Here is a 24779-nt window from a genome sequence, read left to right as displayed (position 1 = left end):
CGGCGCAGCGGCTCTCAATGAAGGCACGTTCCACGGGATCCCTTGCAGGAGGCCGATCATGAAGACGCTCGATGTCGCCGAGGCGGCGCGCATCATCGACCGGATGGATGGCGGGATCGACGGCCCCGACGTCGTCGAGACCATCGACCTGCGCGGCGTGCAGGCGGCAATGCTCAAACGCGGCATCCTCTACATCGCCGGCACCAACGAATTCTCCGACTGGTTCGAGTTCAACTTCGACTTCATCCACGACCGCGCCCCCGACGCGCATGGCTTTCGCATGGCGCCGGGTGACAGCGGCGCGCTGTGGCATGCGGGCTTCCTCGAACACGCGCAGATCGTCTATGCCTTTGCCAAGCCGCAGAAACCGGCCTTCATCATCGGCCATTCGCTGGGCGGCGCCTCGGCGCAGATCGTCGGCGCCTCGCTCGGCGTGCCGAGCCTCTCCTTCGGCAGCCCGCGCCCCTACCACGAGCGCGCGCATTTCGGCCGCGAGGGCTTCGTTCTTAATATCTGCCGCACCGACGACACGCTGTGCCACCTGCCGCCGCGCTTCTTCGGTTTTCGCCATATCGGCTCGGTCCACTGGCTGAACCCGCCCGCCCATGACGTCGAGGAGGGGCATTCGATCGAAAGCTATGCAAAGCTGCTCGAAGACGGCCCCCTGCCCGCGAGCTTTCCCAAGGCCTGGCCACCCACCGGCTGAGCGCGGCCTGTTGTAAGGCCCTCTTCGCCCCCGTAAAAGACGGCCAAGGTCTGGGAGGACAACCATGCACGTCTGCCGCTCCATCGCCGCCATCCGCGACGCGGTCGCGGGGTTTCGCGCGACCGGCCACAGCGTCGGGCTGGTGACCACGATGGGCGCGCTGCATGCGGGGCATATGAGCCTGATCGCGGCGGCCAAGCGCGACCACGGGCGGGTCGTGGCGACGATCTTCGTGAACCCGACACAGTTCGGCGACCCCAAGGATCTGGAGACCTATCCGCGCACCGAAGCTGCCGATCTGGCGATGCTGGAGGCGGCGGGCTGTGACGCGGTGCTGATCCCGCGCGCGGACGAAATCTATCCCGAAGCCGACGAGACCATCGTCGAGACCCGCGACCTCGCGGTGCGGATGCACGGCGCGCTCAGGCCCGGACATTTCCGGGGCGTCGCCACCGTGGTGACCAAGCTCTTCAACATCACCCGGCCCGACGCCGCCTATTTCGGCGAAAAAGACTACCAGCAGCTGCAGGTGATCCGCCGCATGGCGCATGACCTGCACATGGGCATCGACATCCACGGCGTGCCGACCCTGCGCGAGGCGGACGGGCTCGCCATGTCGTCGCGCAACGTCCGGCTGACGCCCGAAGACCGGGCCGCGGCGGTGTGCCTGAACCGCGCGCTCGACCGGGCCGAGCGGATGGCGATGGAGCGTGCCAGCCCGGCGCAGATCGAGGCGGCGATCCGCGCCACCATCGCCGACGAGCCGCGCGCCACGCTTACCGGGCTCGACATCGTCAGCCCCGGCAGCCTCGCGTTCCTGCGCCACTCGCCCGACGCGCCGTTGTCGGAGCCCGCAGCCATCATGATCTCGGCCCGGTTCGGCGAGGTCCTCTTGATCGATCAAAGGGAGATTACCCCATGAGCAGCCAGACCGAGACGATCCGCCGCGTCACCGTTCCGCAGATCGCCCGCCGCAAGGGCGGCGAGCCGATCGTGTCGTTGACGTCCTATCACGCGCATACCGCCGCCATCGTCGACCGCTACGCCGATTTCATCCTCGTGGGCGATTCCTTGGGCATGGTGATGCACGGCATGGAGAGCACGGTCGGTGTGTCGCTCGAGCTGATGATCATGCATGGCCGCGCCGTGGTGCGCGGCACGAAAAAGGCGCTGGTCGTGGTCGACATGCCCTTCGGCAGCTACGAGGAAAGCCCCGCCATGGCGTTTCGCAATGCCGCCAAGGTCATGAAGGAGACCCAGTGCGGCGCGGTCAAGCTCGAGGGCGGCGCGCGCATGGCCGAGACGATCCGCTTTCTGGTCGAGCGCGGCATCCCGGTGATGGCTCATATCGGCCTGACGCCGCAGTCGAGCCACGTCATGGGCGGCTTCAAGACCCAAGGCCGGGACGAAGAGACGTGGGAGGCGCATGTCGAGGATGCCAAGGCGGTGACAGAGGCCGGGGCCTTCGCCGTGGTGCTCGAGGGTATGGTCGAGCCGCTGGCGGCCAAGATCACCAAGGCCATCGAGATCCCCACCATCGGCATCGGGGCCTCGGCCGAATGCGACGGCCAGATCCTCGTGCTCGAGGACATGCTTGGCCTGAACCCGTGGACCCCGAAATTCGTGAAGGTCTATGGACAGCTCGGCCCGATGATCGAGGATTCGGTGAAACGCTATGCCGAGGACGTGAAGTCACGCGCCTTTCCGACCGAGGACGAGGTATACCGCTGAGGTACCTTGTTGAAGGAATGGACATGTTCAATCGCCGCCACATGATCGCCCTTGGTCTCGCGGGGCTTCTCGCCGCCTGCGGCACGCCCGACCCGAACCCTCTGTCACGCGCCGCACGGGGCGAGATGCAGCTTGCCGACATCGTGGTGACGGCCGAGGGCGCAGGGTTCGAGAGCGGGGCCGCCCGTGATTACACCAGCCGCATCGCGCCGGATCTCGACGCCGCGCTGAGCCGCGAGTTCGCCGATCGTCTGGGCCGTGGCGGGCGATGGAAGATGCTGGTCGAGGTTTCTCGGCTCAACCTCGCGGGCGGCACTTCGACTGCGCTGGGCCGCGATCAGTCGCGGCTTTCGGGGGCGGTGCGGATCGTCGATCCTGCGGGCGCTCTGCGGGCGAGCTACACGATACAGGTCCTAGCAGGAGAAGCCGCCGAAAGCCGTACCGGCACGGTCATCGGCGCGGTCGCCAATTCCGCCGGCGGTTATTACCGGGACCTGCTGGCAGGGTTCTCGCGGGACGCCCGCGCCCAAGTGCTCGGCGCCGATCTTCCGGGTCAACGCCTCGCGCGGCGCATCTCGAACTGAACGAGTATTTCAGACGTTGAGCGGCCCGTCATCGGCGGGCCGCCGGCGTCCACGCGACACGCTCCGCGACCGCAGGTGGCACATCGTCGCGGCATAGGCGCCAAGCACGCCGAAGATCACCATCAGAATGCGCGCCGCGCTCAGATCCGCATGGGTGTTCGCGCCCAGACGGGCAAAACCCGAGAGCAGAGCGAGGGTGAAGAAGGTGATGGCCCAGTTGCGCATGCGAACGGAATCCGACTTGTCCTGATTGCGCTCGCAACGCGGCGGGAGCCATGCGGGTTCCCGCCGCCCGGCAATCTCAGGCATTCCGTGGAGTCACGAGATCGGGAGGCTCCGCACCATTCGCCAACGCAATGATATTGGCGATCACCCTTTCGCCCATTGCCACCCGCCCCTCGACCGTGGCCGAACCCATATGCGGCAGCAGCACGGCGTTGGGCAGTGCTCTCAGGCGCGGGTTGATCTCGCGCCGCTTCTCGAAAACGTCGAGCCCGGCCCCGCCGATCTCACCCGCGCGCAACGCCCGCGTCAGCGCGTTCTCGTCGATCACCTCGCCGCGCGAGGTGTTCACCACCACGGCCCCGGGCTTCATCAGCGCGATACGGCGGGCGTTGACAAGGTGATAGGTCGCGGGCGTGTGCGGGCAGTTGATCGACAACACGTCGCATTGGGCGATCATCTGGTCGAGGCTGGGCCACCACCGGGCACCCAGAGCGGTCTCGACCGCCTCGGGAAGCCGGTTTCGGTTGTTGTAGCCGATCTCCATGCCGAAGGCCGCCGCGCGCCGCGCCACCGCCTGCCCGATCCGGCCCATCCCGAGAATCCCCAACCTGCGCCCTGCGATGCGTCCGCCGAGCAGAAGATCCGGTGACCAGCCTTCCCACTGGTTCGATTGCAGCAAGGCGAAGGCCTCGGGTAGCCGCCGTGTCACCGCGAGGATCAGGACCATGGCCACATCGGCGGTGTCCTCGGTGGCCACATCAGGCGTGTTGGTCACCGCGATACCGCGCCGCGCGGCTGCCGCGACATCAAGATGGTCAACGCCCGCGCCGAAATTGGCAAGCAGCCGCAGTCCGGTCCCGGCGGCGACGAGTCGGTCCGCGTCGATCCGGTCCGACAGCGTGGTGATGAGCACCTCCGCCGTACCCAGAGCCGTATCGAGCGCCTCGCGCGACAGCGGCGCTTCGGCAGGGCCGGGCACGAAATCGAACATCGCCGCCAGCCGCGCCTCCACCGGCTCGGGCAGGCGTCGCGTCGCGATCACACGAAGGCGTTTCTCCGCCACACCGCACTCCCTTGCGCTTTTCCCCGCCATGGCATCGTGACAGAGTGCCGGGACCGGGCGCGCGACGCAAGAACGCGCCCCTCGCGTACCCCATGGGCATGGCATCGAGACCGGACGGACACAGCTCGGATGATGAATATCGGACCAATCGCGGCGCTTTTGATGGCGGCCTTGGCGCTGCCTGCGCAGGCGCAGGACGGCGAGGGACGTCCGAGGCTGCGCCCCGTGGGGCTCGGCAGCACTACCGCCGCACCGACGGCAGAGCCCGCAGTGGTACCCGCCCCGGCAGCTGCAGCCCCCGCCCCTGCCCGGATTGCGCCCCGACAGGACGTCTCCCTGCCCGAGGGGCCGGTGCGTGGCCCCGAGACCAACCTGCCCTTGCCGCGATTCGTCTCGTTGTCGACCGATCGGGGCAATGTGCGGCGCGGACCGTCACTGTCGCACCGTATCGATTGGGTGTTCCTGCGCCGGGACATGCCGCTTCAGGTCACCGCCGAATACGGCCACTGGCGCCGTGTCACCGACCGTGAGGGCGTGGGCGGCTGGATGCATTACGCGATGCTCTCGGGCGTGCGCACGGTGATCGTTGACGCCGAGGCGCTGCCGCTGCGCGCGAAACCGCAGGAGACCGCCACGATCGTCGCCCAACTCGAAGCCGGGGTGGTGGCGCGTCTGGGCGATTGCGAACCCGATTGGTGCGAGCTGAGCGCCGGGGGCTACAAGGGCTGGGCGCCCAAATCGCTGACGTGGGGCGTGGCCCCGGACGAGACCCGGGACTGATCCCGGTGGCACCGCGCGACACCGACGACCGGCTGAACCTCTCGGCCGGCATCGCCTCTGTTTCCGTGGCGCTGGTGCTGATCGCGGCCAAGCTCTGGGCGCTGTTCCAGACCGGCGCGCTTTCGGTGGCCGCGACCCTGGCGGATTCGGCGCTCGATCTGGTGATGTCCTTGGGCGCGCTGGCCGCCATCGCCTATGCCGCCCGTCCCGCCGATGACGACCATGCCTTCGGCCACAGCGCCGCCGAGGATCTGGCGGCATTGGGGCAATGCCTGTTCATCCTGATCTCGGCGGCGATGATCGCAGGGGCCGCGGCGCAGCGGCTGGCCTCGCCCGCCCCCGCTGCGATCGGCGCCGAAACCACGGGCATCGCAGTGATGGGGCTGTCGATCGCGCTCACCCTCGCGCTGGTCGGTTGGCAGCGCCATGTCGCGCGCTCCACCGGCAACCGCGTCGTCGCCGCTGATTCGCTGCATTACCTCGGCGATCTGGTCCCGGCCATCGGCGCCATCGGCGCGCTCTGGGCCTCGCGCCGCTTCGACTTTGCTTGGATCGATCCCGCCGTGGCCATCGGGGCCGCGCTCCTCATGGCGCAAGGGGCCTTGCGGATCGGGCGCGACGCGTGGGACGCCCTGATGGACCGCGCGGTCGATGCCGAGACCGTTGCCGGGATCGAAGCCATCGCCCGCGGCTTTCCCGGTGTGCATGGCCATCATGACCTGCGCACCCGCCGCTCGGGGGGGCGCGTCTTCATCAACCTGCACATCGAGCTCGATGGCTCACAGAGCCTGACGCAGGCGCATGACATCGGCGCGGCGCTCAAGCGCGCAATACTGGAGCGTTACCCTCGCGCCGACGTGATCATCCACAAGGACCCGGTCCGACCTCAGTAGCTCGACGGCGGGTCCGAGGCGGGAAAGCTCTCGTCCACGGTCTCGTCCTGCAGGTCCTAGCGGCGGGGCGGGTCGCGCATTTCTTCGCGTCCGGCCTGCCGCACCGGCCCGTCGTCATGCGCGAAGGCCGCGCCCGAGCGCGCCTGCGGCTGCCTGCGATCCATGCCCGCCTGCACTGCGTCGCGCATCTCGTGGCGATAACGGCGGGCCAGCCAGAGCGCACCGCCAAGAAGCGCCAGCGTCGTCAGGGCACCGGGCCCACGGCTCTGTCGATGTCTCATGATAATGGTTCCAAGCAGTGTTTCAGGTCTCGAAATCGGAACGTGCGGCTCGGTGGCTCCGTTCCGCCCCGTACGTTTGCAGACGCTGGCGCAGCGGCGCCGGGGGAACAGCGCGGGGGCAAGCGACGTTGGCCCCTCATAGATAACCCTGCCCATTGACCCACGCCCGGAGGCTGCCCCATGACCGTGACGATCGAAACCCTCGAAGGCCGCCTTCTGGCCCAGCGCAAGGTGCTCGCCCGTCTGGTGGCCACCTTCGAAGGCCCGGCGGGCGACGACCTGCGCGAATATGTCCGCGACCGCAGCCACATGAGCGGCCACGAGGAAGACCCCGGAGCCGTCCCTGGCGAAGGCCTGTCGATCGAGGGCGCTCTTGCCGACGAGATGCACCACATCTCCGAAGCCGCCGAGGCCCATCGCAAGTCGACTTGAACAGGATAAGCTTCGCGGAAAACAACCAAGGGGGCGCGGTGATCCGCGCCCCCTTGTCCATGAACTAGACGATCCGTGAAGAGATCAGTCCCAGAAGCCTTCATCGACGCCTTCAAGCTGTTCGAGCTGCTCTTCGTTCATGCGCGTGACGATGGCATAGCTGCGATCATCGACAGCAACGAGCCGCACGTCGCCGGTGGCCAGCATCACGTGTTTGTCAGCAATGTCGAGAAAGCCGCCGACTTCGGCCACGACACCGATCATCTGGCCGTCGCGCGACAGGATCACGTCTTCGATCTCGCCGATCTCGTTCCAGTCCGGACCAAGCGCGTCATAGGTGCCGACCGTGTCCCAGCCTTCGTCGTCGGCCTCGTTGGTGGTGTAGATCGCACCGCCGGTGATGTCACGGGTGCGAATGAGTTCGCCCTGCATGCCAGCCATGTCGGCGCTCGTCATGGTCGAGAAATCGGTCATGGCATGGGTTTCGGCCAAGGCGCCGGTGGCGCCGATGCTGAGAGCGAGAGCGCTTGCAGTAAGCAGTTTCATCTTCGTGTTCCTTTTCATCATTCGATGTTGCCTCACCAACGGGCCCGTCCAGCCAAAGTTCCTATATTCCCTTGCCGAGCGCGGTCTGGATGCTCAGGCGGCGAGTCCCCGCCCCCTGAGCAGCGCCGCGACATCCGGCGTCGAGCCGCGGAACCGCTCATAGAGCACGCCCGCCTCTTCCGAGCCGCCCCGCGACAGCACGTGTTCTTCCAACCGGGCGGCGGTCTCGGGGTCGAACGCGTCGCCGGTCTCTCGGAACGCCTCGAAGGCGTCGGCATCCATCATCTCGGACCACAGGTAGCTGTAATAGCCCGCCGCGTAGCCGTCGCCCGAGAAGACATGCGCGAAATGCGGTGTCGCATGGCGCATGGCGATGGCGCGTGGCATGCCGATCTCTTCCAGCACCTCGGCCTGCCGCTGCATCGGATCGGCGGGTGCTGTGCCGCAGTGGAATTCCAGATCGACGATGGCCGAAGCGGTCTGCTCGACCGTGGCGAAGCCCTGATCGAAATTGGCGGCGGCCAGCATCCTGTCCATCAGCGCCTCGGGCATCGGCTCACCGGTCTCGGCATGGGTGGCGAACTCGCGCAGCACTTCGGGCACTTCGAGCCAGTGTTCGAAGAGCTGGCTCGGCAGCTCCACGAAATCGCGCGCGACCGAGGTGCCCGAGATGCTCTCATAGGTCACGTCCGAGAGCATTTGGTGCAGCGCATGGCCGAACTCGTGAAACAACGTGCGCGCATCGTCGAAGGACAAGAGCGCGGGCTCGCCTGCGTCCGGCTTGGCAAAATTACAGACGTTGAGCACGAGGGGCCGCACGTCGCGACCCGCCATTCGATGCTGGTCGCGCATCGTTGTGCACCAAGCGCCCGAGCGTTTGGAGGGCCGGGCGAACCAGTCGCCGACAAAGACGGCGAGGTGTTCGCCGCGCCGCGTGATCTCGAAGGTTCGGGCGTCCGGGTGATAGGCCAGGGCCTCGATCTCGCGTGCCTCGATGCCAAAAAGGCGGTGCGCCACCGAAAAGGCCGCCTCGATCATCCGGTCGAGTTGCAGATAAGGCTTGAGCGTACCGTCATCGATCTCATGCTCGGCCCGGCGGCGTCCTTCGGCATAATAGCGCCAATCCCAAGGCTCGAGCGGGCCCTTATGCCCATCGGCGTGCAACATGTCGGCATAGATCGCGGCATCGGCTTCGGCGGCCGCGCGCGCGGGCGTCCAGACGGCATGCAGCAGCTCGCGCACTGCCTGCGGGCTGCCCGCCATCTCGGTCTCGAGCTTCCACGAAGCATAGTCATCATGGCCCAGGAGCTTCGCGCGCTCCTCGCGCAGCTTGAGGGTTTCGGCGGCGATGGCCCGGTTGTCGGTCTCGCCGCCATTCATGCCGCGCGCGCCCCAAGCCTCGAAGGCCCTTCTGCGCAGCTCGCGGTTCGGCGAATACTGCAGGAACGGCACCACGAGCGACCGCGAGAAGGTGATCACCGCGCCCTTGCCCCCACCCGCCGCCTTGGCGGCCGAGCGCAGCCCGGCGGGCAGCTTCGCGAGCTCCTCCTCCGACAGCGGCATGGTCCATGCGGATTCGTCGGCCAGCAGGTTCTGCGAGAATTGCGTGCCCAAGACCGAGAGCCGCGCGCGGATCTCGGCCATGCGCACGGCCGCCTGCCCTTCGAGCTGCGCGCCCGCCCGCACGAAGCGTCGATGCGTCAGCATCAGCACCCGCGCCTCCTCCGGGCCGAGATCGAGCGCCTCGCGCGTCTGCCAGAGCGCATCGATGCGCTCGAACAAGGCTTGGTTGCCGATCACCCACGACATATGTGCCGATAGCATCGGCGCGAAGTCGCGTTGCAGGGCCTGAAGCGCGGGCGTGCTGTCGGCGCTCGCCACGGCATAAAAGGCCGAGAGCACCCGGCCCAGCGCCTCGTCCGACATCTCGAGCGCCGCGACGGTGTTGTCGAAGTTCGGCGCCTCGGGGTTGGCGGCGATGGTGTCGACGGCGGCGCGGGCCTCGGCCAGTGCCGCTTCGGTCGCGGGCATCCAATCGCCAACCGCGATACGGTCGAAGGGCGGCAGGCCGAAGGGCGTGTCCCAGGTCTCCAAGAAGGGGTTGGTCATGCGGGTCTCCTTTGGAGGGAAACCTATGGGCGCGCGGCCCCCGCTTCCAGCCCCCGCCCGCCGCAGACCGCACAACCCGGGCGGGGCCTGACCGCGATGGTGCGGCTGTCGGCATAAAGCGCGTCGAAGATCATCAGCCGCCCGGCGAGCGTTTCGCCCGCGCCGGCGATCCTCTTGACCGCCTCGGCCGCCATCATCGCGCCGATGATGCCGGGCAATGGCGACACAACCCCCGCCTCGGCGCAGGAGGGGATGAGCGACGCATCGGGCCGCTGAGGAAAGACGCAGGCCCAGCAAGGCGTGCCGCGGGCGGGATCATAGAGCGAGATCTGCCCTTCCCACTGGGTCAGGGCCGCGGCGACAAGCGGCTTGCCGGTCGCGACGGCGGCGGCGTTGACGACCTCGCGCGTGGCGAAGTTGTCGGTGCCATCGAGGATCAGGTCGTAATCGCCGAACAGCTCTTGGGCGATCTCGGAGGTCAGCCGCCGCGCATAGGGCCGGATCTCGACATGCGGGTTCTGGGCGCGCAGCTTTTCGGCGGCGGCGTGGACCTTGGGCCTGCCGATCTGCGCCTCGTCGAACAGCACCTGCCGCCCGAGATTGCTCAGATCGACCGCGTCATCGTCGATGACACCGATGGTGCCAACGCCCGAGGCCGCGAGATAGGTCAGCGCCGGACAGCCCAAGCCCCCCGCCCCGACGACGAGCACGCGCGCGCGCCTGAGCGCCCCCTGCCCCGGCCCGCCGATCTCGCGCAGGGTGATGTGGCGGGCATAGCGGGTCAGCTCGGTCTCGGAGAACCCCTTGCGCGGCGCTGGCGCTTCGGCGGGGGCGGCGCGGGCCTTGAGCATGCGCAATCCCCGCCCATAGCCCCAGACCAGCGCCCCACCCGCGAGGATCAGCAGCCAGAACGCCGCCTCGCCGCCCGTGGCCATACGCAGCGGATGGCCGTCGGGAAGCAGCAGATGCGCGGCGATCACCCCGGTCATCAACAGCCCGATCATGTAGAGCCGCGCCTGCCGGGGCGCGCCGGTGAGCGCGCCGATGCCCCACAGCGTCCCGATCATCACGCCGACGAGGATCACGACACCCCCCCGGTCGAGCCGAAGCCGCCCGTACCGCGCGCCGTGTCGTCGAGATCCTCGACCATCTCGAAGGCGGCCCGCACCACCGGGGCCAGCACCGCCTGCGCGATGCGCATGCCGTGGGTGACGGTAAAGGCCCCCTGCCCGGCGTTCAGGATGATGACCCCGAGGGGGCCGCGATAGTCGCTGTCGATGGTGCCGGGACTGTTGGGCAGGGTGATCCCATGCCTGAGCGCCAACCCCGAGCGCGGGCGAAGCTGCAACTCGAACCCGTCGGGAACCGCGACGCGCAATCCTGTGGGCACCAGCGCCCGCGCCCCGGGCATGAGGTGAAGGCCGCCCTCACGATCGCTCGGGTCGAGATTGGCCACAAGGTCGGCCCCGGCAGCTCCCGTCGTCTGGTAGGCCGGCAGCGGCAGGGCGCGATCCGCCGTTTCGGTCCAGCACAGCTTCAGTCCGATGCGCGATCCCATGGTCACCAATCCTCAAACCCGCCTGCCGGAGGCGGTCCCGTTCTTGGCCGCCAATACCTCGGCCACCCGCCCGGCGAGCCGTTCGGCCACCGCCCGCTTGGCCATGCGCGGCCAATTCTCGGCACCCTCTTCGGTAATCAACGTCACCGCGTTCTCCGTGCCACCCATGATCCCGGTGCCGGGCGACACGTCGTTGGCGACGATCCAGTCACAGCCCTTGCGCGCACGCTTGGCCGTGGCATGGGCCACGACATCGTCGGTTTCGGCGGCAAAGCCCACGACCAGGTCGGGCCGCCCCACGGCCATCCCCGCCACCCGCGCGAGAATGTCGGGGTTCTCGGCCAGCGAGAGCCCCGGCAGTGCCCCGGCCTGTTTCTTGATCTTGCGACCGCTCGCCTGCGTCACGCGCCAGTCCGCCACGGCGGCGGCGAAGATCGCGGCGTCGGCGGGCAGTGCCGCCTCGACCGCGGCGAGCATTTCAGCGGCGGTCTCGACCGCGACGATTTCGGCCCCCTCGGGCGGCGGCACGCTGGCCGGGCCGGTGACAAAGGTCACCCGCGCGCCCAATCGCAGCAGGGCCGTGGCGATGGCCGCGCCCTGCGCCCCGGAAGAGCGATTGGCGATGTAGCGCACCGGATCGATCGGCTCGTGCGTGGGCCCGGAGGTGACGAGCACATGCCGCCCCGAAAGAAACCGATCGGCGGGCAAAAGGGCGGCTTCGATCGCGGCGAGGATCGCGGCGGGTTCGGACATCCGTCCGGGTCCGTATTCACCACAAGCCATCTCGCCCTCATCCGGCCCGACCACGGCGATGCCATCGGCCTTCAGCGTGGCGAGATTGCGCCGGGTCGCGGGGTGGTCCCACATGCGCACGTTCATCGCAGGCGCGATGAGCACCGGCGTATCGGTGGCCAGAAGCAGCGTCGAAGCGAGATCCGAGGCGCGGCCCTGCGCCATCTTGGCCATCATATCGGCGGTCGCGGGGGCCACGACCACGAGGTCGGCCGCGCGCGACAATCGGATATGGCCCATCTCGGCCTCGGAGGTGAGATCGAACAGCGCCTCGTGCACCTTTTTGCCCGCGAGCGCGGAGACCGAGAGCGGCGTCACGAACTGCCCCGCGCTTTCGGTCATCACCGGTGTCACCTTGTGACCCGCCTTCGACAGCTGCCGGATCAACTCCAGCGACTTGTAGGCCGCGATGCCGCCGCCGATGATCAGGAGGATATGCGACATGGCTGCGCCCCGCGGTCAATGCGGGGCGACCCTAGGGCTTTGGCGCGTCAGGGGCAATCGGCGGCTCAGCCGAAGAAACCGCGGACCTCGCGCGATTGGGTCTCCAAGCTGCGGCGCATCTTGCCGAAAGCTGCGGCCTCAAGCTGGCGCACCCGCTCCTTCGACAGACCGAGCTCGTCGCCGAGGCTTTCGAGCGTGCGCGGCGCGTCGCGCAGCTTGCGCTCGCGCACGATGAACTGCTCGCGTGCATTAAGCGCCGAAAGTGCGCTCAGGAGCCATTGCCGCAGCATGTCGGTGTCATGGCTGTTCTGCACGAGTTCGGCAGCCTGCTCTCCGTCATCGACCAGCGCCTCGATCCACTCGCGCCCCTCATCCTCCGCCGACTGGGTGGCGTTGAGCGAGAAATCCGACCCCGAGAGCCGTCCCTCCATCATCTCCACATCGGCGAGCGGCACGCCCACCTCCTTGGCGATCATCTTGCGCAGCGTCGCGCCGTCAAGCTCGCGGCCTTCGGCAGCGGCCTCGCGTTCGATTCGGGCCTGCACCCGGCGCATGTTGAAGAACAGCGATTTCTGAGAGGAAGTGGAGCCAGTGCGCACCATCGACCAGTTGCGCATCACGTAGTCCTGGATCGACGCCTTGATCCACCAGACCGCATAGGTCGAGAAACGCACGCCGCGATCCGGGTCGAACTTGTCGGCCGCCTTCATGAGACCGAGGGAGGCTTCCTGAATGAGATCATTCATCGGCGCACCGTAGCGGCGAAACTTCGACGCCATCGAAATCGCGAGCCGCATGTAGGCCGTGATAAGCCGATGCAGCGATTTCTCGCAACGCTGATCGCGCCAAGCATATGCGAGCCGCAACTCGGTCTCGGCATCCAAGAGTTCCGCCCGCATCGCGTTGCGGGTCATCGATTGGTCCGCAAATCCGTCAAAAGCCATGTCATCGTCCCCGGACATTTAAGGGTCGGTGCGCTTGCCATGGCCGGGCGGCCTGCTAGTCACCTTGCTGCACCCTTAACGCGGTCCCCTCGCAGAAAGTTTCCCGCATGGCCTTGCAGAAATTGACACTGGTTCTAGGCGGGGCCGCTTCGGGCAAGTCGGACATCGCCGAAAGCCTTGTGCGGCAGGCGGGCGGAGAGGCGGTTTATATAGCCACGGCACAGCCCTTCGACGCGGAGATGCGCGAAAAGATCGACCGGCACCGGGTCTCGCGCGGTCCCGGTTGGCGCACGGTCGAGGCGCCGCTCGACCCAGCCTCGGCCATTTCCGGCCTTCAGGTGGGCGAGATCGCGCTGCTCGATTGCGCGACCTTGTGGCTGTCGAACCTGCTGCTGTCCGAGGCCGACCTCATGGCTGAGGAGACGCGGCTGTTCGCGGCTTTCTCGGACTGCCGGGCCCCGCTGGTCGTGGTCTCGAACGAGGTCGGGGCCGGGATCGTGCCCGACAACGCCCTGGCGCGGCGGTTCCGCGCGGCGCAGGGCGGGTTCAACCGCCGCCTCGCCGCCCGTGCCAATACCGTGATCGGCGTGATGGCCGGGCTGCCCTTCGCGCTCAAGGGCGCGATGCCATGAGCGCGCTGTGGCTCATCCGGCACGGGCCGACCCATGCCGAGGGCATGTGCGGCTGGTCCGACCTGCCCGCCGATCTGTCCGACACCGCTGCGATCGCGCGTCTTGCCGCCACGCTGCCCACCGCCCCGGTGATGTCTTCGGACCTTGATCGCGCCGTGCGGACGGCGGATGCCGTGGCCGGGAACCGCCCGCGCCTGCCGCATGATCCGGATCTGCGCGAGATCCATTTCGGGGCGTGGGAACTGCGCCGCCATGATGAGGTCGAGGCCGAAGCCCCCGATTTGATCCGCGCGTTCTGGGACCGCCCCGGCGACGTGGCTCCGCCCGGCGGAGAAAGCTGGAACGCCCTGCGCAGCCGTTGCGACGCCGCCATCGACCATGCTTGGACCGGGGGCGATCTGATCGTGGTCGCGCATTTCGGGGTGATCCTGACACAGCTTCAGCGCGCCTTGGGCTGCGACGCGCACGAAGTCTTCGCCCACAGGATCGAGCCGCTGTCCCTCACTCGCATCGAAACCGGCACAGAGGGTTGGCGCGCCGTCGAGATCAACCGCCTGCCCTGAGCTGTTAACCGATCCTAAACCATTCGCGCTTCAGCCTTTCGGTCAGGACAGGGAGCACGGACATGGTGGCGCGGGCCTACACGGTCGCCTTCGAAGGCGTGGAGGCCCGGCTGGTCGAGGTGCAATGTGCCGTGACAGCCGGGATGCCGGGCTTCACCATCGTCGGCCTGCCCGACAAGGCGGTGAGCGAGGCGCGAGAGAGGGTGCGCGCGGCGCTCTCGGCCCTTTCCATCGCGCTGCCGTCCAAGAAGGTGACGGTGAACCTGTCGCCCGCCGACCTGCCCAAGGAGGGATCCCATTTCGACCTGCCGATCGCGCTGGCGCTACTCGCCGCGATCGAGGTGCTGCCCGAGGAGGACATCGCCGCCACCGTCGCCTTGGGCGAACTGTCGCTCTCGGGTGATCTGGTGCCGGTCATCGGCGCGCTGCCCGCCGCCATGGCCGCCGCCGAGGAAGGACGCCGCCTGCTCTGCCCCGCAACCTGCGGCGCCGAGGCCGCCTGGGTCGAAGCGGTGGAGGTGATCGCGGCCCCGTCGCTCGCCCGCGCGATCCGGCACTTCACCGGGCAACAGATCCTCGAGCCCGCGCAGGCGGGGCTGACCGCCTCGGGCCCCGCACTGCGCGACCTGCGCGACGTCAAGGGACAGGAGCGCGCTAAGCGGGCGCTCGAGATCGCCGCAGCGGGGCGGCACCACCTGTTGCTGGTCGGCACGCCCGGTTCGGGCAAATCGATGCTGGCCGCGCGCCTTCCCGGCCTCCTGCCGCCGCTCTCGCCGGTCGAGGCGCTGGAAACCTCGATGATCCATTCGGTCTCGGGGCTTCTCACGGAGGGGGGCATCAGCCGCGCGCGGCCCTTTCGCGAGCCGCACCACACTGCGTCGATCGCCGCCATCGCGGGCGGCGGCCGCGGCGCCAAGCCGGGCGAGATCAGCCTCGCGCATAACGGCGTGCTGTTCATGGACGAGCTGCCCGAGTTTCCGCGCACCGTGCTGGAAACCCTGCGCCAGCCGATCGAGACCGGCGAGGTCGTGGTCGCCCGCGCCAATGCGCATCTGCGCTATCCCTGCCGGTTCCTGCTGATCGCCGCCGCCAACCCCTGCCGCTGCGGCTATCTTTCGGACCCTGCTCGCGCCTGCGCCCGCGCGCCCGGCTGCGGCGAAGACTATCTCGGGCGCATCTCGGGTCCGTTGATGGACCGCATCGATTTGCGGGTCGAAGTGCCGCCCGTCGCCTTCACCGATCTCGACCTGCCCGAGCCGCCAGAGGGATCGAGGGAGGTGGCGCTGCGCGTCGCCGCGGCGCGCGAGATCCAGACGGCGCGCTTTGCCGAGACCGACGCGCGGGTCAACGCCGATGCCGAGGGGCGGCTTCTGGAGGAGGTGGCGGCCCCCGACGCGGAGGGGCGCGCATTGCTGCTGCGCGTGGCCGAGCGGTTCGGCCTGTCGGCGCGCGGCTACCACCGCGTGCTGCGGGTGGCGCGGACCATCGCCGATCTCGATGGATCGGGATCGGTCCGCCGCGGTCACGTGGCCGAAGCGGTAGGTTACCGCCTTGCGCTGGGGCGGGAAGCCTAGAGCTTCGCCTCGATCGCTTCCCATATCCTGGCCGCGACGTTGATGCCGTCGAAGCGTTCGAGCTCCTGGATGCCGGTGGGCGAGGTGACGTTGATCTCGGTGAGCCAGTCGCCGATCACGTCGATGCCGACGAGGATCTGGCCCTTATCCCTGAGAAGCGGGCCAATCTTCGTGCAGATCTCGCGGTCGCGCGCTGTCAGCTCGACCTTTTCGGGACGGCCGCCGACATGCATGTTCGAACGGGTCTCGCCCTTGGCGGGCACCCGGTTGATCGCGCCGACCGGCTCGCCATCAACGAGCAGCACACGCTTGTCGCCACGGGTCACGTCGGGCAGGAACTTCTGCACGATCAAAGGCTCGCGGTTGATGCCCGAGAACATCTCGTGCAGCGAGGCGAGGTTGCCGTCCTGGCTGTGCAGCTTGAACACCCCTGCTCCGCCATTGCCGTAGAGCGGCTTGAGGATGATGTCGCCATGCCTGTCGCGGAAGGCCCGCAGCGTCGTCAGATCGCGGGCGATGGCGGTCGGCGGCGTCAGGTCAGGGAAGGTCAGGACCAGCAGCTTTTCGGGGTAGTTGCGGACCCAGAAGGGGTCGTTCACCACCAGCGTTTTCGGATGGATCATGTCCAGCAGATGCGTGGTGGTGATGTAACCCATGTCGAAGGGCGGGTCCTGGCGCAGCCAGACCACGTCGAAGGTCGAGAGATCGACCTCCTGTTCCGCGCCAAGGCTGTAATGATTGCCCTTCTCGCGGCGCAGCTCCAGCGGCCAGCCGCGCGCCGTCACCCGCCCTTCCTGAAAGGCGAGGCGGTCGGGGGTGTAGTAGAACAGCTCGTGACCGCGCGCCTGCGCCTCCTCGCCGATGCGAAAGGTGGTGTCGGCGTCGATGTTGACGCTTGCGATCGGGTCCATCTGGAGGGCGACCTTGAGGGCTTTCGGCATGGCGGCGATCTTTCGCTGGGGACGCGGTTCCCGATCCATGCCCGATGCGCGCGGTCTTCGCAATGCGCGGGACCTGCGCCCCGGCGCACAGGCCCTCTGGCGAAATCACCCGCCGTCGAAGGCGTTTTCGATGACGCGCACCGCACCGCGCCCGTCCACCAGCGCCAGATCGAAGCGCATCTCGGTCATCAGCCCGTCGGGGGCCTCGCCACAATAGGCTTCGGCGGAGCGGCAGATGCGATCCATCTGCCGACGGGTGAGATGGGCGATTGCGGCGTCAAAGCTGCGGCTCGCCTTGACCTCGACGAAGACAAGCCGCGCGCCTTCGCGGATGATCATGTCGACCTCGCCGCCCGGGCCGCGCCAGCGCCGCGCCTCGATGACATGTCCGTCCTGCGCATAATGGCGTGCGACGATGTCTTCGGCGGCAAGGCCCGTGTGGTACCCGCGCCTGCCCCGTTCGGCGCGAAGCGACGTCGCCTTTGGGGGCGTCTTGCACGTGGTGCTTGGCCGTACTTGCATTCCATGCTCCTCGCCTCGGAGCGTCACCGTGCCGCGTACCCCGCCAGAGAAACTCCGCGCATTCAGCGGATCGCCGTCGAAGCCCTGCTCTGGTTGAAGCGTCCCGTCATCGATCGGTGACGGGGGATCCGATTGGGCAGCCATCCGCCGGGTCGGTCTCGCGGTCAGTGCTCGGCCGCCCTCAAGTCGCATCTCCATCTGCATCATCCGACCCTTTTCCCAGCGCCAGCGCCGCCTGATAGACCTCGCGCCGCGGCAAGCCCAGCGCGCCAGCCACAACAGTTGCCGCGTCTTTCACGCGCATGTTGCGCATCGCCTCGCGCAAGGCGGTTTCCAGATCGGCACCCGTGACCTCCTCGGTCTCGGCCCGCCCCACGAGAACGACCACCTCGCCCTTGAGCGTGCGCCCTTCGATCGCGTCACAGACCTCTGCCGCGGTGCCGCGGATCACCTCCTCGAACCGCTTGGTCAGTTCCCTGCACAGCGCCACGGGTCGTTCCCCACCCAGAACATCGCGCAAGGAGGCTAACAATTCGTGAACGCGCTTAGGGCTTTCGTAGAGCACCAGCGTGAAGGGCAGTGATCTCAGCGACGCGATTTCGGTTTCGCGTTGGGTCTTGGCGGGCGGCAGGAAGCCCGCGAAGGCGAAGCGGTCGCTCGGCAGACCCGAGACGGCGAGCGCCGCCAGCACGGCCGAGGCACCGGGGGCGGCCAGCACCTTGTGCCCCCCCGCGATTGCGGCGCGGCCCAGCGCATAGCCCGGATCGGCGACAAGCGGCGTACCGGCCTCGGAAACATAGGCGACCGATCCGCCGCGTTCGAGCACCGCGAGGATGCGCGCCCGGCCCTGCGCGCCGGAGTGATCGTGATAGGCGAGCAAAGGCCGACCATTGAGCGGAACGCCGTGGATTTCCATGAGCTTGCGAAGCGTGCGCGTGTCCTCGGCCGCCAGCGCGTCGGCACTGGCGAGAAGGTCGAGCGCGCGCAGCGTGATATCGCGGGCGGTCCCGATCGGGGTCGCCACGAAGTGCAGCCCCGGTGCAACCGGCCTGGTTTCGAAATTCGTCACTGGACCCTTGCCCGCCCCGGTTTATGATTGGTCGCGAACCTGCCCCGCGCCTGTGCCGGAGAAAGTGATGCCCATGTTCGCCCGTTTGACGCAGCCCCGCAAGGCCGCGGCCCGACTTCTCGCCCTGTTCTCCATCCTCTGGCTTGCCGCATGTCAGCCGATCGTGGCGACCGGCCCCGTTTCGGACGCCCAGCGCGTCACCCCCGGCGCGCCGGTGAAGGTGGCGCTTCTGGTGCCCGCGGGCTCCTCCTCGCAGAGCGACGCGCTGCTCGCCTCCAACCTCGAGAACGCTGCCCGCCTCGCCATCGCCGATCTCGGCAATGTCGAAATCGACATGAAGGTCTATCCGACCGCCGGCGACCCCGCCCGCGCCGCGCGGGCCGCGACCACCGCCGTGGCCGAAGGCGCGCAGATCATCCTCGGGCCGCTCTATGCCGAGGCCGCCAACGCGGCAGGCGTCGCGGTGGCCGATCAGGGCGTGAACGTCCTGGCCTTCTCGAACAACCCGACCATCGCAGGCGGCAACGTCTTCATCCTCGGGCCGACCTTCTCCAGCGCCGCCACGCGGTTGGTGCAATATGGCCGTGCCAACGGCATCGACCGCTATGTCGTCGCCTATGGCAACGACCTTCAGGGCGTGATCGGCCGCGACAGCATCGTCAACGCCGTCAAAAGCTCCGGCGGCGCCGTCGCGGGCACCCAAGCCTACGAGCTGAGCCAGGCCGGCGTGCAATCCGCCGCCCCCCGCGTTGCCGAGACGGTGCGCGGCACCGGTGCCACCGGCGTCTTCACCACAGCCGGCGTCAATGCCGACCTGCCGATTCTCGCCAACGCGCTCAACAAGGCGGGCGTCACGCCGCAGCAGGCGCGGATGCTGGGTCTCACCCGCTGGGACGCAGCGCCGCAGGCGCTGACGCTGCCGGGGCTGCAGAACGGTCTCTTCGCCGTGCCTGACACCGCCCGCACCCGCGCCTTCGAACAGCGCTATTCGTCGACCTATGGCGCGCAGCCGCATCCTCTCGCTGGTCTCGCCTATGACGGCATCGCCGCCATCGGTGCGCTGGCCGCCACTGGCCGGGCCGATGCGCTGACCCGCAACGCCCTCGTCACCAGCCAAGGCTTCAAGGGCACCTCGGGGATCTTCCGGCTGCTGTCCAACGGCACCAACCAGCGTGGCCTCGCCGTCGCCACGATCCGCAACAACCAGGTGGTTATCCTTGACCCTGCTCCCACAAGCTTCCGCGGCGCCGGTCTCTAAGACCCCGCCCTACGCGAAGCCCGACACGACCGACGCGCCGGAGGATCTGATCCTTCCGGCGCGCGACATATTCGACGCCGAAAAGGTGTCGCGAATGCTCGGCGAGGCGATGGCCGGGCTGGATGACCCCATGGCCATGCGCCGCGCGGCCGTCACGGTGTTGTCCGAAGCCCGCCGCGAGGGGCGCGACGCGATCGCGAAGGCCTTTGCCACGCGCCCCTTCGCCGCGCGCCCCGCGACCCGTGCCTATGCCTGGCTGACCGACCGCGTCGTCACGGCCTGCTTCGACGTGGCGCGCGAGCTGCACCCGCTCCACAACCCGACCGAGGGCGAGCGGCTGTCGCTCCTTGGCGTCGGAGGCTACGGGCGCGGCGAGATGGCGCCGCATTCGGACGTCGACCTGCTTTTCCTGACGCCGTGGAAGATCACCCCATGGGCCGAGAGCGTCATCGAATCGATGCTCTACATGCTGTGGGATCTCAAGCTGAAGGTCGGCCATGCGAGCCGCACCGTGAAGGACTGCCTGCGGCTGGCGAAGGAGGATTTCACGATCCGCACCTCGCTCATCGAATGCCGCCGCCTCGCGGGCGATCCCGCGCTCGCCGCTTCCCTGCGCGAGCGGCTCTGGACCGAGCTGTTCCGCGCCACCGCGCCCGAATTCATCACCGCCAAGCTTGCCGAGCGCGACACGCGCCACCTCAAGCAGGGCGGCCAGAGATATGTGGTCGAGCCCAACGTCAAGGAGGGCAAGGGCGGCTTGCGCGACCTGCAATCGCTCTACTGGATCGGCAAATACGTCTACGGCGTGCAGGACGCGGCCGAGCTCGTGGGGCAAGGCGTCTTCACCGATGAGGAATACGCCGAGTTCGTGCGCGCAGAGGATTTTCTCTGGGCGGTGCGCTGCCACCTGCATCTGGTCACCAACCGGGCAATGGACCAGCTCACCTTCGACATGCAGGTCGAGGTGGCCGAGCGGATGGGCTATGTCGATGGCGGTGGCCGCCGCGCGGTCGAGCATTTCATGCAGGACTACTTTCGCCATGCCACCCGCGTGGGCGAGCTGACCCGCATCTTCCTAACCGCACAGGAGGCCACGCATCTGAAGTCCGAGCCGATGCTGACCCGGCTTCTGGCGCGGCGCAAGCGCGCTCGCCCGCCCTACCGCATCGTGCACAACCGGCTCGACGTGGCGGACGAGACGGCGTTTCTTGCTGATCCGGTGAACCTGCTCCGGATCTTCGACGAAAGCCTGCGCACCGGCCACCTGCTGCATCCCGACGCGATGCGGCTGATCTCGGCCAACCTGCATCTGATCGACGCGAAGCTGCGCGAGGACCGGGAGGCCAACCGGATCTTCCTCGACCTGATGATCCGGCGCGGCAACCCGGAGCGGGCGCTGCGCCGGATGAACGAGCTGGGCCTTCTCGCGGCCTTCCTGCCTGAATTCGCGCCGATCGTCGCGATGATGCAGTTCAACATGTATCACCACTACACGGTCGACGAGCACACGATCCAATGCATCTCGACCTTGGCGCAGATCGAGCGCGAGGAGCTCGTCGAGGAGCTCCCCGTGGCCTCCTCGATCCTGAAAGCCGGGGTGAACCGCAAGGTGCTCTACGTGGCGCTGCTGCTGCACGACATCGGCAAGGGCCGCGACGAGGACCATTCGGTGCTCGGCGCACAGATCGTCCGGCGGGTGGCGCCGAGGCTGGGGCTCAATCGCAAGGAAAGCGAGACGGTCGAATGGCTGGTGCGCCATCACCTTCTGATGTCGGACATGGCGCAGAAGCGCGACATCTCCGAGCCGCGCACGGTGCGCGATTTCGCCCGCGCGGTGAAAACCAAGGAGCGGCTCGACCTTTTGTGCGTGCTGACCGTCTGCGACATCCGCGGCGTCGGCCCCGGCACGTGGAACAACTGGAAGGCGATGCTGCTGCGCAGCCTCTACACCGCCACCGAGGAGGCGCTCGCCACCGGGCTCGAGGATCTGAGCCGCGGCGCCCGCGAAACCGAGGCCAAGAAAGCGCTGCGCGAGGCCCTGTCGGACTGGCCGCAGGCCGAGCTGCGCGCGGAGACCAGCCGTCATTACGGCCCCTACTGGCAAGGCCTGCCGCTCGACGAGCATGTCCGCTTCGCGCATCTGCTGCGCGGGCTCGGCACCAACGAGATCCGCACCGACCTCATGCTCGATGCCGATCGCGACGCCACGCGGGTGAGCTTTGCCACCACCGACCATCCGGGGCTGTTCTCGCGGCTCACGGGCGCGCTGGCGCTTGTGGGCGCCAATATCGTCGACGCGCGCACCTATACCGCCAAGGACGGGCTGTGCACGGCCGTGTTCTGGATACAGGACGCCGAGGGGCATCCCTACGAGCAGGCCCGCCTGCCCCGGCTTGAGCAGATGATCGGCAAGACGCTGCGCGGCGAGGTCGTGACGCGCGACGCGATCAAGGACCGCGACAAGATCCGCAAGCGCGAGCGCGCCTTCCGCGTGCCCACCTCGATCGCCTTCGACAATGACGGCTCGGAGATCTTCACCATCATCGAGGTCGACACCCGTGACCGGCCCGGCCTGCTCTATGACCTGACCCGGACGCTGGCCGCCGCGAATGTCTATATTTCCTCCGCCGTCATCGCGACCTATGGGGAGCAGGCGGTCGATACCTTCTACGTCAAGGACATGTTCGGATTGAAATACCATTCTGAGTCGAAGCAGCGCGCGCTCGAACGACGGCTGCGCGAGGCCATCGAAGCGGGCGCGCGGAGGGCCGTGTCTTGAAGCCCATCCGCTTGGTGCAGGGCTTTCTCACCGTCGGCATCTGGACCCTGCTGTCCCGCGTCTTCGGATTCGCGCGCGACATCATGATCGCGGGCTATCTCGGCGCGGGCCCGGTGGCCGAGGCCTTCCTCGTCGCCTTCTCGCTGCCCAACATGTTCCGCCGCTTCTTCGCCGAGGGCGCATTCAACATGGCCTTCGTGCCGATGTTCTCGAAAAAGCTCGAGGGTGAGGAGGACGCGGCGGGCTTCGCGCAGGAGGCGTGGGTCGGCATGGCCTTCATCCTCACCGTGTTCACGGTGATCGGCGTGGTGGCAATGCCGGGGCTGGTGCTGCTCATGGCGTCGGGCTTTGCGGGCGACGAGCGGTTCGACCTTGCGGTCGAATACGGCCGCCTCGCCTTTCCCTACATCCTGTTCATCTCGCTCGCCGCGCTGGCCTCCGGCGTGCTCAACGCCACCGGCCGCTTCGTCGCCGCCGCCGCGGCGCCGGTGCTCTTGAACATCGTGTTCATCCTCGCGGTGCTGGTGGGCGCGGCGCTGGGTCGCGATCCCTCCGAGAGCCTCGGGCTCGGCATCGACCGGGCGCTCGGGCTCCGGGTGGGCGACACGCTGGCGCTGTCAGTGCCCTTCGCGGGTCTGGTGCAGCTCTTCCTCGTGTGGTGGGCTGCCAAGCGCGCGGGCTTCCACCTGCGCTGGGGCTGGCCGCGCATGTCGCCCGACCTGTGGAAGCTTGCCGCCATCGCGGCCCCTGCGGCCCTGGCGGGCGGTGTGGTGCAGATCAACCTGTTGGTCGGTCGGCAGGTGGCCAGCTTCTTCGAAGGCGCGGTTGCCTGGCTCAACTATGCCGACCGCCTTTACCAGCTGCCCTTGGGCGTGGTCGGTATCGCCGTGGGCGTGGTGTTGCTGCCCGATCTGTCGCGCCGGCTGCGGGCGGGCGACGAGACCGGCGGCCGCGACGCCTTCAACCGCGCCGCCGAGATGAGCCTCGCGCTCACCATCCCCGCTGCCGTGGCGCTGGTGGTGATCCCCGTCCCGCTGGTCTCGGTGCTGTTCGAGCGCGGCGCCTTCACCACCGACGACACCATGGCGACCGCGCTTACCGTCGCGGTCTATGGCGTGGGCCTGCCCGCCTTCGTGCTGCAAAAATCGCTGCAACCGCTGTTCTTCGCGCGCGAGGACACCAAGAGCCCGTTCCGCTACGCGCTCGTGGCGATGGTGGTGAACGTGGTGGTGGCCGTGGGCCTCGCTCCGGTGATCGGCTTCATCGCCGCCGCTCTCGGCACGACGCTGGCGGGCTGGGCCATGGTCTGGCTGCTGTGGCGCGGCTCGCGCGGGATGGGGGTGGCCTCGCAATGGGACGACCGCTTCCGTCACCGGCTGTGGCGGATCTGCGGCGCATCGGCGCTGATGGGGGTGCTGCTCCTGGGCTGCGCGGCGCTCCTGGGCCCGTTCCTCGCCACGCCGACGGTGCGCTACCTCGCGCTGGCCGTCCTCGTGGCGATCGGGATGCTGGGCTATTTCGGCTTCGGCCAGCTTCTGGGGGCGTTCCGCCTCGCCGAGTTCCGCCGCGCGGTGCGGCGCTAACGCGTCCGCATCCGCGCGAGGAACCCGCGCGCGCCGCCCGGTGCCAAAAGCGGCGACAACACCAGCCCCGTCACGAAGCCTGCGGCGTCGGCCACCCATGCGGGGTCGGCGCCGAACATCAGCCCGAACACCAGCTGCAGCGCCAGGAGCACGCCGATCAGCCGGAACGCCGCCAGCCGGTTCGACCCGGCGCGCCCGAGTTGCAGCCACATCAGATAGGTGAAGCCGCCGATCAGCCCGTAGACCGCCGGGTAGGCCCCGGCCAGCGGGTAGTTGGTCGAGGTGAAGACCCCGAAGGCGATGGCCCCCGTAATGGTCGTGGCCGCCAGCAGCAGGCCCAGCGCGACCGGGTGCAGCACCTCGCCCACGAACTTGCCGAGCGCCAGAAGCAGCGCCACCGCAAAGAGCGCGTGAGTCAGGCTGAGATGCACGAAAGGGTAGCTCAGCAAACGCGAGGCGAGGCCCCAGTCCCAGCGCAGCGCCAGCCGGTCGAGCACGGCGGCGGAAAACCCGTAGCCCTCGATCGCGCCGATGCGCCAGCCCACGGCCTGTGGCCCGCCAACGAGCCCGGTGGCCCCGAGCGACAGCACCGCCTCGATGCCAGCCATGACCAGCGCCAGCACCACGATCAGCGGCGGCAGCGTGCCGAAGGGGCCCTCGATCGGGGAGTGGTTCGGATCGGGTCTCGGGTAGTATCCCTGCGGTCGCATGTTCGTCCCCTTCGGTTGACCTCGACAGGGGGCATGGCTAATCGGAATGCCACCCGGTTT

Annotated in this window: 26 protein-coding genes; 13 read left to right on the top strand and 13 right to left on the bottom strand. The window is 68.2% G+C overall.

The window, feature by feature from the left end; all coding sequences use genetic code 11:
* Positions 1-58 precede the first annotated feature (58 nt).
* The 4 genes from ACJASC_RS01740 (at position 59) to ACJASC_RS01725 (ending at position 3021) form a co-directional block, all read left to right on the top strand.
* Complete coding sequence (locus tag ACJASC_RS01740; RefSeq protein WP_415143005.1) at positions 59-706, top strand: alpha/beta hydrolase family protein; 648 nt, start codon at positions 59-61, stop codon at positions 704-706.
* 64 nt (positions 707-770) lie between these two features.
* Positions 771-1628 carry a pantoate--beta-alanine ligase gene (gene panC, locus ACJASC_RS01735; protein WP_021694936.1) on the top strand — a complete coding sequence of 286 codons (858 nt, stop codon included), beginning with the start codon at positions 771-773 and terminating at the stop codon, positions 1626-1628.
* Complete coding sequence (gene panB, locus ACJASC_RS01730) at positions 1625-2437, top strand: 3-methyl-2-oxobutanoate hydroxymethyltransferase (RefSeq protein WP_415143003.1); 813 nt, start codon at positions 1625-1627, stop codon at positions 2435-2437. Before panC ends, panB begins: the two co-directional genes overlap by 4 nt.
* 23 nt (positions 2438-2460) lie before the next feature.
* Complete coding sequence (locus tag ACJASC_RS01725) at positions 2461-3021, top strand: hypothetical protein (RefSeq protein ID WP_415143001.1); 561 nt, start codon at positions 2461-2463, stop codon at positions 3019-3021.
* Between the two features lie 9 nt (positions 3022-3030).
* Here ACJASC_RS01725 and ACJASC_RS01720 read toward each other — a convergent pair whose 3' ends face one another.
* A complete protein-coding gene (locus ACJASC_RS01720) occupies positions 3031-3246 on the bottom strand; it encodes a hypothetical protein (RefSeq protein ID WP_415142999.1) in 216 nt (71 codons plus the stop codon).
* 76 nt (positions 3247-3322) lie between these two features.
* Entirely contained in the window at positions 3323-4339 is a 1017-nt protein-coding gene (locus ACJASC_RS01715; protein ID WP_415142997.1) for a 2-hydroxyacid dehydrogenase, read from the bottom strand.
* Between the two features lie 132 nt (positions 4340-4471).
* On the opposite strand from ACJASC_RS01715, the gene ACJASC_RS01710 reads away from it, so the two are divergent.
* A complete protein-coding gene (locus ACJASC_RS01710; protein ID WP_415143062.1) occupies positions 4472-5089 on the top strand; it encodes an SH3 domain-containing protein in 618 nt (205 codons plus the stop codon).
* A gap of 5 nt (positions 5090-5094) precedes the next feature.
* Complete coding sequence (locus ACJASC_RS01705; RefSeq protein ID WP_415142995.1) at positions 5095-5982, top strand: cation diffusion facilitator family transporter; 888 nt, start codon at positions 5095-5097, stop codon at positions 5980-5982.
* 56 nt (positions 5983-6038) lie between these two features.
* On the opposite strand, the gene ACJASC_RS01700 is transcribed toward ACJASC_RS01705, so the two are convergent.
* A complete protein-coding gene (locus tag ACJASC_RS01700) occupies positions 6039-6263 on the bottom strand; it encodes a hypothetical protein (protein ID WP_415142993.1) in 225 nt (74 codons plus the stop codon).
* A gap of 180 nt (positions 6264-6443) precedes the next feature.
* Between ACJASC_RS01700 and ACJASC_RS01695 the strand changes: the two genes are divergently transcribed.
* Positions 6444-6695, top strand: a complete 252-nt coding sequence (locus ACJASC_RS01695; RefSeq protein ID WP_415142991.1) for a hypothetical protein — start codon at positions 6444-6446, stop codon at positions 6693-6695.
* A gap of 84 nt (positions 6696-6779) precedes the next feature.
* Here ACJASC_RS01695 and ACJASC_RS01690 read toward each other — a convergent pair whose 3' ends face one another.
* The 6 genes from ACJASC_RS01690 to ACJASC_RS01665 form a co-directional block, all read right to left on the bottom strand.
* The gene (locus tag ACJASC_RS01690; RefSeq protein ID WP_021693727.1) at positions 6780-7241 is read right to left on the bottom strand and encodes a PRC-barrel domain-containing protein; all 462 of its coding nucleotides are present in this window, start codon (positions 7239-7241) and stop codon (positions 6780-6782) included.
* 93 nt (positions 7242-7334) lie between these two features.
* A complete protein-coding gene (locus tag ACJASC_RS01685) occupies positions 7335-9350 on the bottom strand; it encodes a M3 family metallopeptidase (protein WP_415142988.1) in 2016 nt (671 codons plus the stop codon).
* Between the two features lie 23 nt (positions 9351-9373).
* Positions 9374-10435 (bottom strand): HesA/MoeB/ThiF family protein, encoded by a 1062-nt coding sequence (locus tag ACJASC_RS01680; protein WP_415142986.1) that lies wholly within the window; start codon positions 10433-10435, stop codon positions 9374-9376.
* A complete protein-coding gene (gene dut, locus ACJASC_RS01675) occupies positions 10432-10908 on the bottom strand; it encodes a dUTP diphosphatase (RefSeq protein WP_415142984.1) in 477 nt (158 codons plus the stop codon). The genes ACJASC_RS01680 and dut overlap by 4 nt, the downstream gene beginning before the upstream one ends.
* 12 nt (positions 10909-10920) lie before the next feature.
* The gene (gene coaBC / locus ACJASC_RS01670) at positions 10921-12144 is read right to left on the bottom strand and encodes a bifunctional phosphopantothenoylcysteine decarboxylase/phosphopantothenate--cysteine ligase CoaBC (RefSeq protein ID WP_415142982.1); all 1224 of its coding nucleotides are present in this window, start codon (positions 12142-12144) and stop codon (positions 10921-10923) included.
* Positions 12145-12209: 65 nt separating this feature from the next.
* Positions 12210-13088, bottom strand: a complete 879-nt coding sequence (locus ACJASC_RS01665) for an RNA polymerase factor sigma-32 (protein WP_021693722.1) — start codon at positions 13086-13088, stop codon at positions 12210-12212.
* A gap of 107 nt (positions 13089-13195) precedes the next feature.
* On the opposite strand from ACJASC_RS01665, the gene cobU reads away from it, so the two are divergent.
* The 3 genes from cobU (at position 13196) to ACJASC_RS01650 (ending at position 15857) form a co-directional block, all read left to right on the top strand.
* Positions 13196-13720, top strand: a complete 525-nt coding sequence (cobU, locus tag ACJASC_RS01660; RefSeq protein WP_415142980.1) for a bifunctional adenosylcobinamide kinase/adenosylcobinamide-phosphate guanylyltransferase — start codon at positions 13196-13198, stop codon at positions 13718-13720.
* Positions 13717-14283 carry a histidine phosphatase family protein gene (locus ACJASC_RS01655; RefSeq protein ID WP_021693720.1) on the top strand — a complete coding sequence of 189 codons (567 nt, stop codon included), beginning with the start codon at positions 13717-13719 and terminating at the stop codon, positions 14281-14283. The genes cobU and ACJASC_RS01655 overlap by 4 nt, the downstream gene beginning before the upstream one ends.
* Positions 14284-14345: 62 nt before the next feature.
* The gene (locus tag ACJASC_RS01650) at positions 14346-15857 is read left to right on the top strand and encodes a YifB family Mg chelatase-like AAA ATPase (protein WP_415142977.1); all 1512 of its coding nucleotides are present in this window, start codon (positions 14346-14348) and stop codon (positions 15855-15857) included.
* Here the strand turns inward: ACJASC_RS01650 and gshB are convergent.
* From gshB to rsmI, 3 genes are all read right to left on the bottom strand, one after another.
* Positions 15854-16798 (bottom strand): glutathione synthase, encoded by a 945-nt coding sequence (gene gshB / locus ACJASC_RS01645; RefSeq protein ID WP_021693718.1) that lies wholly within the window; start codon positions 16796-16798, stop codon positions 15854-15856. The genes ACJASC_RS01650 and gshB overlap by 4 nt on opposite strands.
* A 105-nt stretch (positions 16799-16903) precedes the next feature.
* A complete protein-coding gene (locus tag ACJASC_RS01640; protein WP_021693717.1) occupies positions 16904-17320 on the bottom strand; it encodes a YraN family protein in 417 nt (138 codons plus the stop codon).
* A 181-nt stretch (positions 17321-17501) separates the two neighbouring features.
* Positions 17502-18353, bottom strand: coding sequence for a 16S rRNA (cytidine(1402)-2'-O)-methyltransferase (rsmI, locus tag ACJASC_RS01635; RefSeq protein WP_415143059.1), 852 nt, complete (start codon positions 18351-18353; stop codon positions 17502-17504).
* Positions 18354-18462: 109 nt separating this feature from the next.
* On the opposite strand from rsmI, the gene ACJASC_RS01630 reads away from it, so the two are divergent.
* From ACJASC_RS01630 to murJ, 3 genes are read left to right on the top strand one after another with little or no spacing between them, the layout of a single operon-like run.
* Positions 18463-19647, top strand: coding sequence for an ABC transporter substrate-binding protein (locus ACJASC_RS01630; protein ID WP_415143057.1), 1185 nt, complete (start codon positions 18463-18465; stop codon positions 19645-19647).
* A complete protein-coding gene (locus ACJASC_RS01625; RefSeq protein ID WP_415142975.1) occupies positions 19607-22426 on the top strand; it encodes a [protein-PII] uridylyltransferase in 2820 nt (939 codons plus the stop codon). The genes ACJASC_RS01630 and ACJASC_RS01625 overlap by 41 nt, the downstream gene beginning before the upstream one ends.
* Positions 22423-24009 carry a murein biosynthesis integral membrane protein MurJ gene (murJ, locus tag ACJASC_RS01620; RefSeq protein WP_021693712.1) on the top strand — a complete coding sequence of 529 codons (1587 nt, stop codon included), beginning with the start codon at positions 22423-22425 and terminating at the stop codon, positions 24007-24009. The genes ACJASC_RS01625 and murJ overlap by 4 nt, the downstream gene beginning before the upstream one ends.
* Here the strand turns inward: murJ and ACJASC_RS01615 are convergent.
* Positions 24006-24719: a rhomboid family intramembrane serine protease gene (locus ACJASC_RS01615; RefSeq protein ID WP_415142972.1), complete on the bottom strand. Its 714-nt coding sequence runs from the start codon at positions 24717-24719 to the stop codon at positions 24006-24008. The two genes, murJ and ACJASC_RS01615, sit on opposite strands and share 4 nt — an antisense overlap.
* Between the last annotated feature and the right edge of the window lie 60 nt (positions 24720-24779).

This window comes from Limimaricola cinnabarinus (assembly GCF_047631075.1).
Lineage (GTDB): Bacteria > Pseudomonadota > Alphaproteobacteria > Rhodobacterales > Rhodobacteraceae > Limimaricola > Limimaricola cinnabarinus.
This window is presented reverse-complemented; position numbering and strand designations above follow the sequence as displayed.

Excerpts from the sequence above, each read along its gene's own strand:
- ACJASC_RS01740 (WP_415143005.1), top strand. The coding sequence starts at position 59 with ATGAAGACGCTCGATGTCGCCGAGGCGGCGCGCATCATCGACCGGATG.
- panC (WP_021694936.1), top strand. The coding sequence starts at position 771 with ATGCACGTCTGCCGCTCCATCGCCGCCATCCGCGACGCGGTCGCGGGG.
- panB (WP_415143003.1), top strand. The coding sequence starts at position 1,625 with ATGAGCAGCCAGACCGAGACGATCCGCCGCGTCACCGTTCCGCAGATC.
- ACJASC_RS01725 (WP_415143001.1), top strand. The coding sequence starts at position 2,461 with ATGTTCAATCGCCGCCACATGATCGCCCTTGGTCTCGCGGGGCTTCTC.
- ACJASC_RS01720 (WP_415142999.1), bottom strand. The coding sequence starts at position 3,246 with ATGCGCAACTGGGCCATCACCTTCTTCACCCTCGCTCTGCTCTCGGGT.
- ACJASC_RS01715 (WP_415142997.1), bottom strand. The coding sequence starts at position 4,339 with ATGGCGGGGAAAAGCGCAAGGGAGTGCGGTGTGGCGGAGAAACGCCTT.
- ACJASC_RS01710 (WP_415143062.1), top strand. The coding sequence starts at position 4,472 with ATGGCGGCCTTGGCGCTGCCTGCGCAGGCGCAGGACGGCGAGGGACGT.
- ACJASC_RS01700 (WP_415142993.1), bottom strand. The coding sequence starts at position 6,263 with ATGAGACATCGACAGAGCCGTGGGCCCGGTGCCCTGACGACGCTGGCG.
- ACJASC_RS01695 (WP_415142991.1), top strand. The coding sequence starts at position 6,444 with ATGACCGTGACGATCGAAACCCTCGAAGGCCGCCTTCTGGCCCAGCGC.
- ACJASC_RS01690 (WP_021693727.1), bottom strand. The coding sequence starts at position 7,241 with ATGAAACTGCTTACTGCAAGCGCTCTCGCTCTCAGCATCGGCGCCACC.
- ACJASC_RS01685 (WP_415142988.1), bottom strand. The coding sequence starts at position 9,350 with ATGACCAACCCCTTCTTGGAGACCTGGGACACGCCCTTCGGCCTGCCG.
- dut (WP_415142984.1), bottom strand. The coding sequence starts at position 10,908 with ATGGGATCGCGCATCGGACTGAAGCTGTGCTGGACCGAAACGGCGGAT.
- coaBC (WP_415142982.1), bottom strand. The coding sequence starts at position 12,144 with ATGTCGCATATCCTCCTGATCATCGGCGGCGGCATCGCGGCCTACAAG.
- ACJASC_RS01665 (WP_021693722.1), bottom strand. The coding sequence starts at position 13,088 with ATGGCTTTTGACGGATTTGCGGACCAATCGATGACCCGCAACGCGATG.
- cobU (WP_415142980.1), top strand. The coding sequence starts at position 13,196 with ATGGCCTTGCAGAAATTGACACTGGTTCTAGGCGGGGCCGCTTCGGGC.
- ACJASC_RS01655 (WP_021693720.1), top strand. The coding sequence starts at position 13,717 with ATGAGCGCGCTGTGGCTCATCCGGCACGGGCCGACCCATGCCGAGGGC.
- ACJASC_RS01650 (WP_415142977.1), top strand. The coding sequence starts at position 14,346 with ATGGTGGCGCGGGCCTACACGGTCGCCTTCGAAGGCGTGGAGGCCCGG.
- gshB (WP_021693718.1), bottom strand. The coding sequence starts at position 16,798 with ATGCCGAAAGCCCTCAAGGTCGCCCTCCAGATGGACCCGATCGCAAGC.
- ACJASC_RS01640 (WP_021693717.1), bottom strand. The coding sequence starts at position 17,320 with ATGCAAGTACGGCCAAGCACCACGTGCAAGACGCCCCCAAAGGCGACG.
- ACJASC_RS01630 (WP_415143057.1), top strand. The coding sequence starts at position 18,463 with ATGTTCGCCCGTTTGACGCAGCCCCGCAAGGCCGCGGCCCGACTTCTC.
- ACJASC_RS01615 (WP_415142972.1), bottom strand. The coding sequence starts at position 24,719 with ATGCGACCGCAGGGATACTACCCGAGACCCGATCCGAACCACTCCCCG.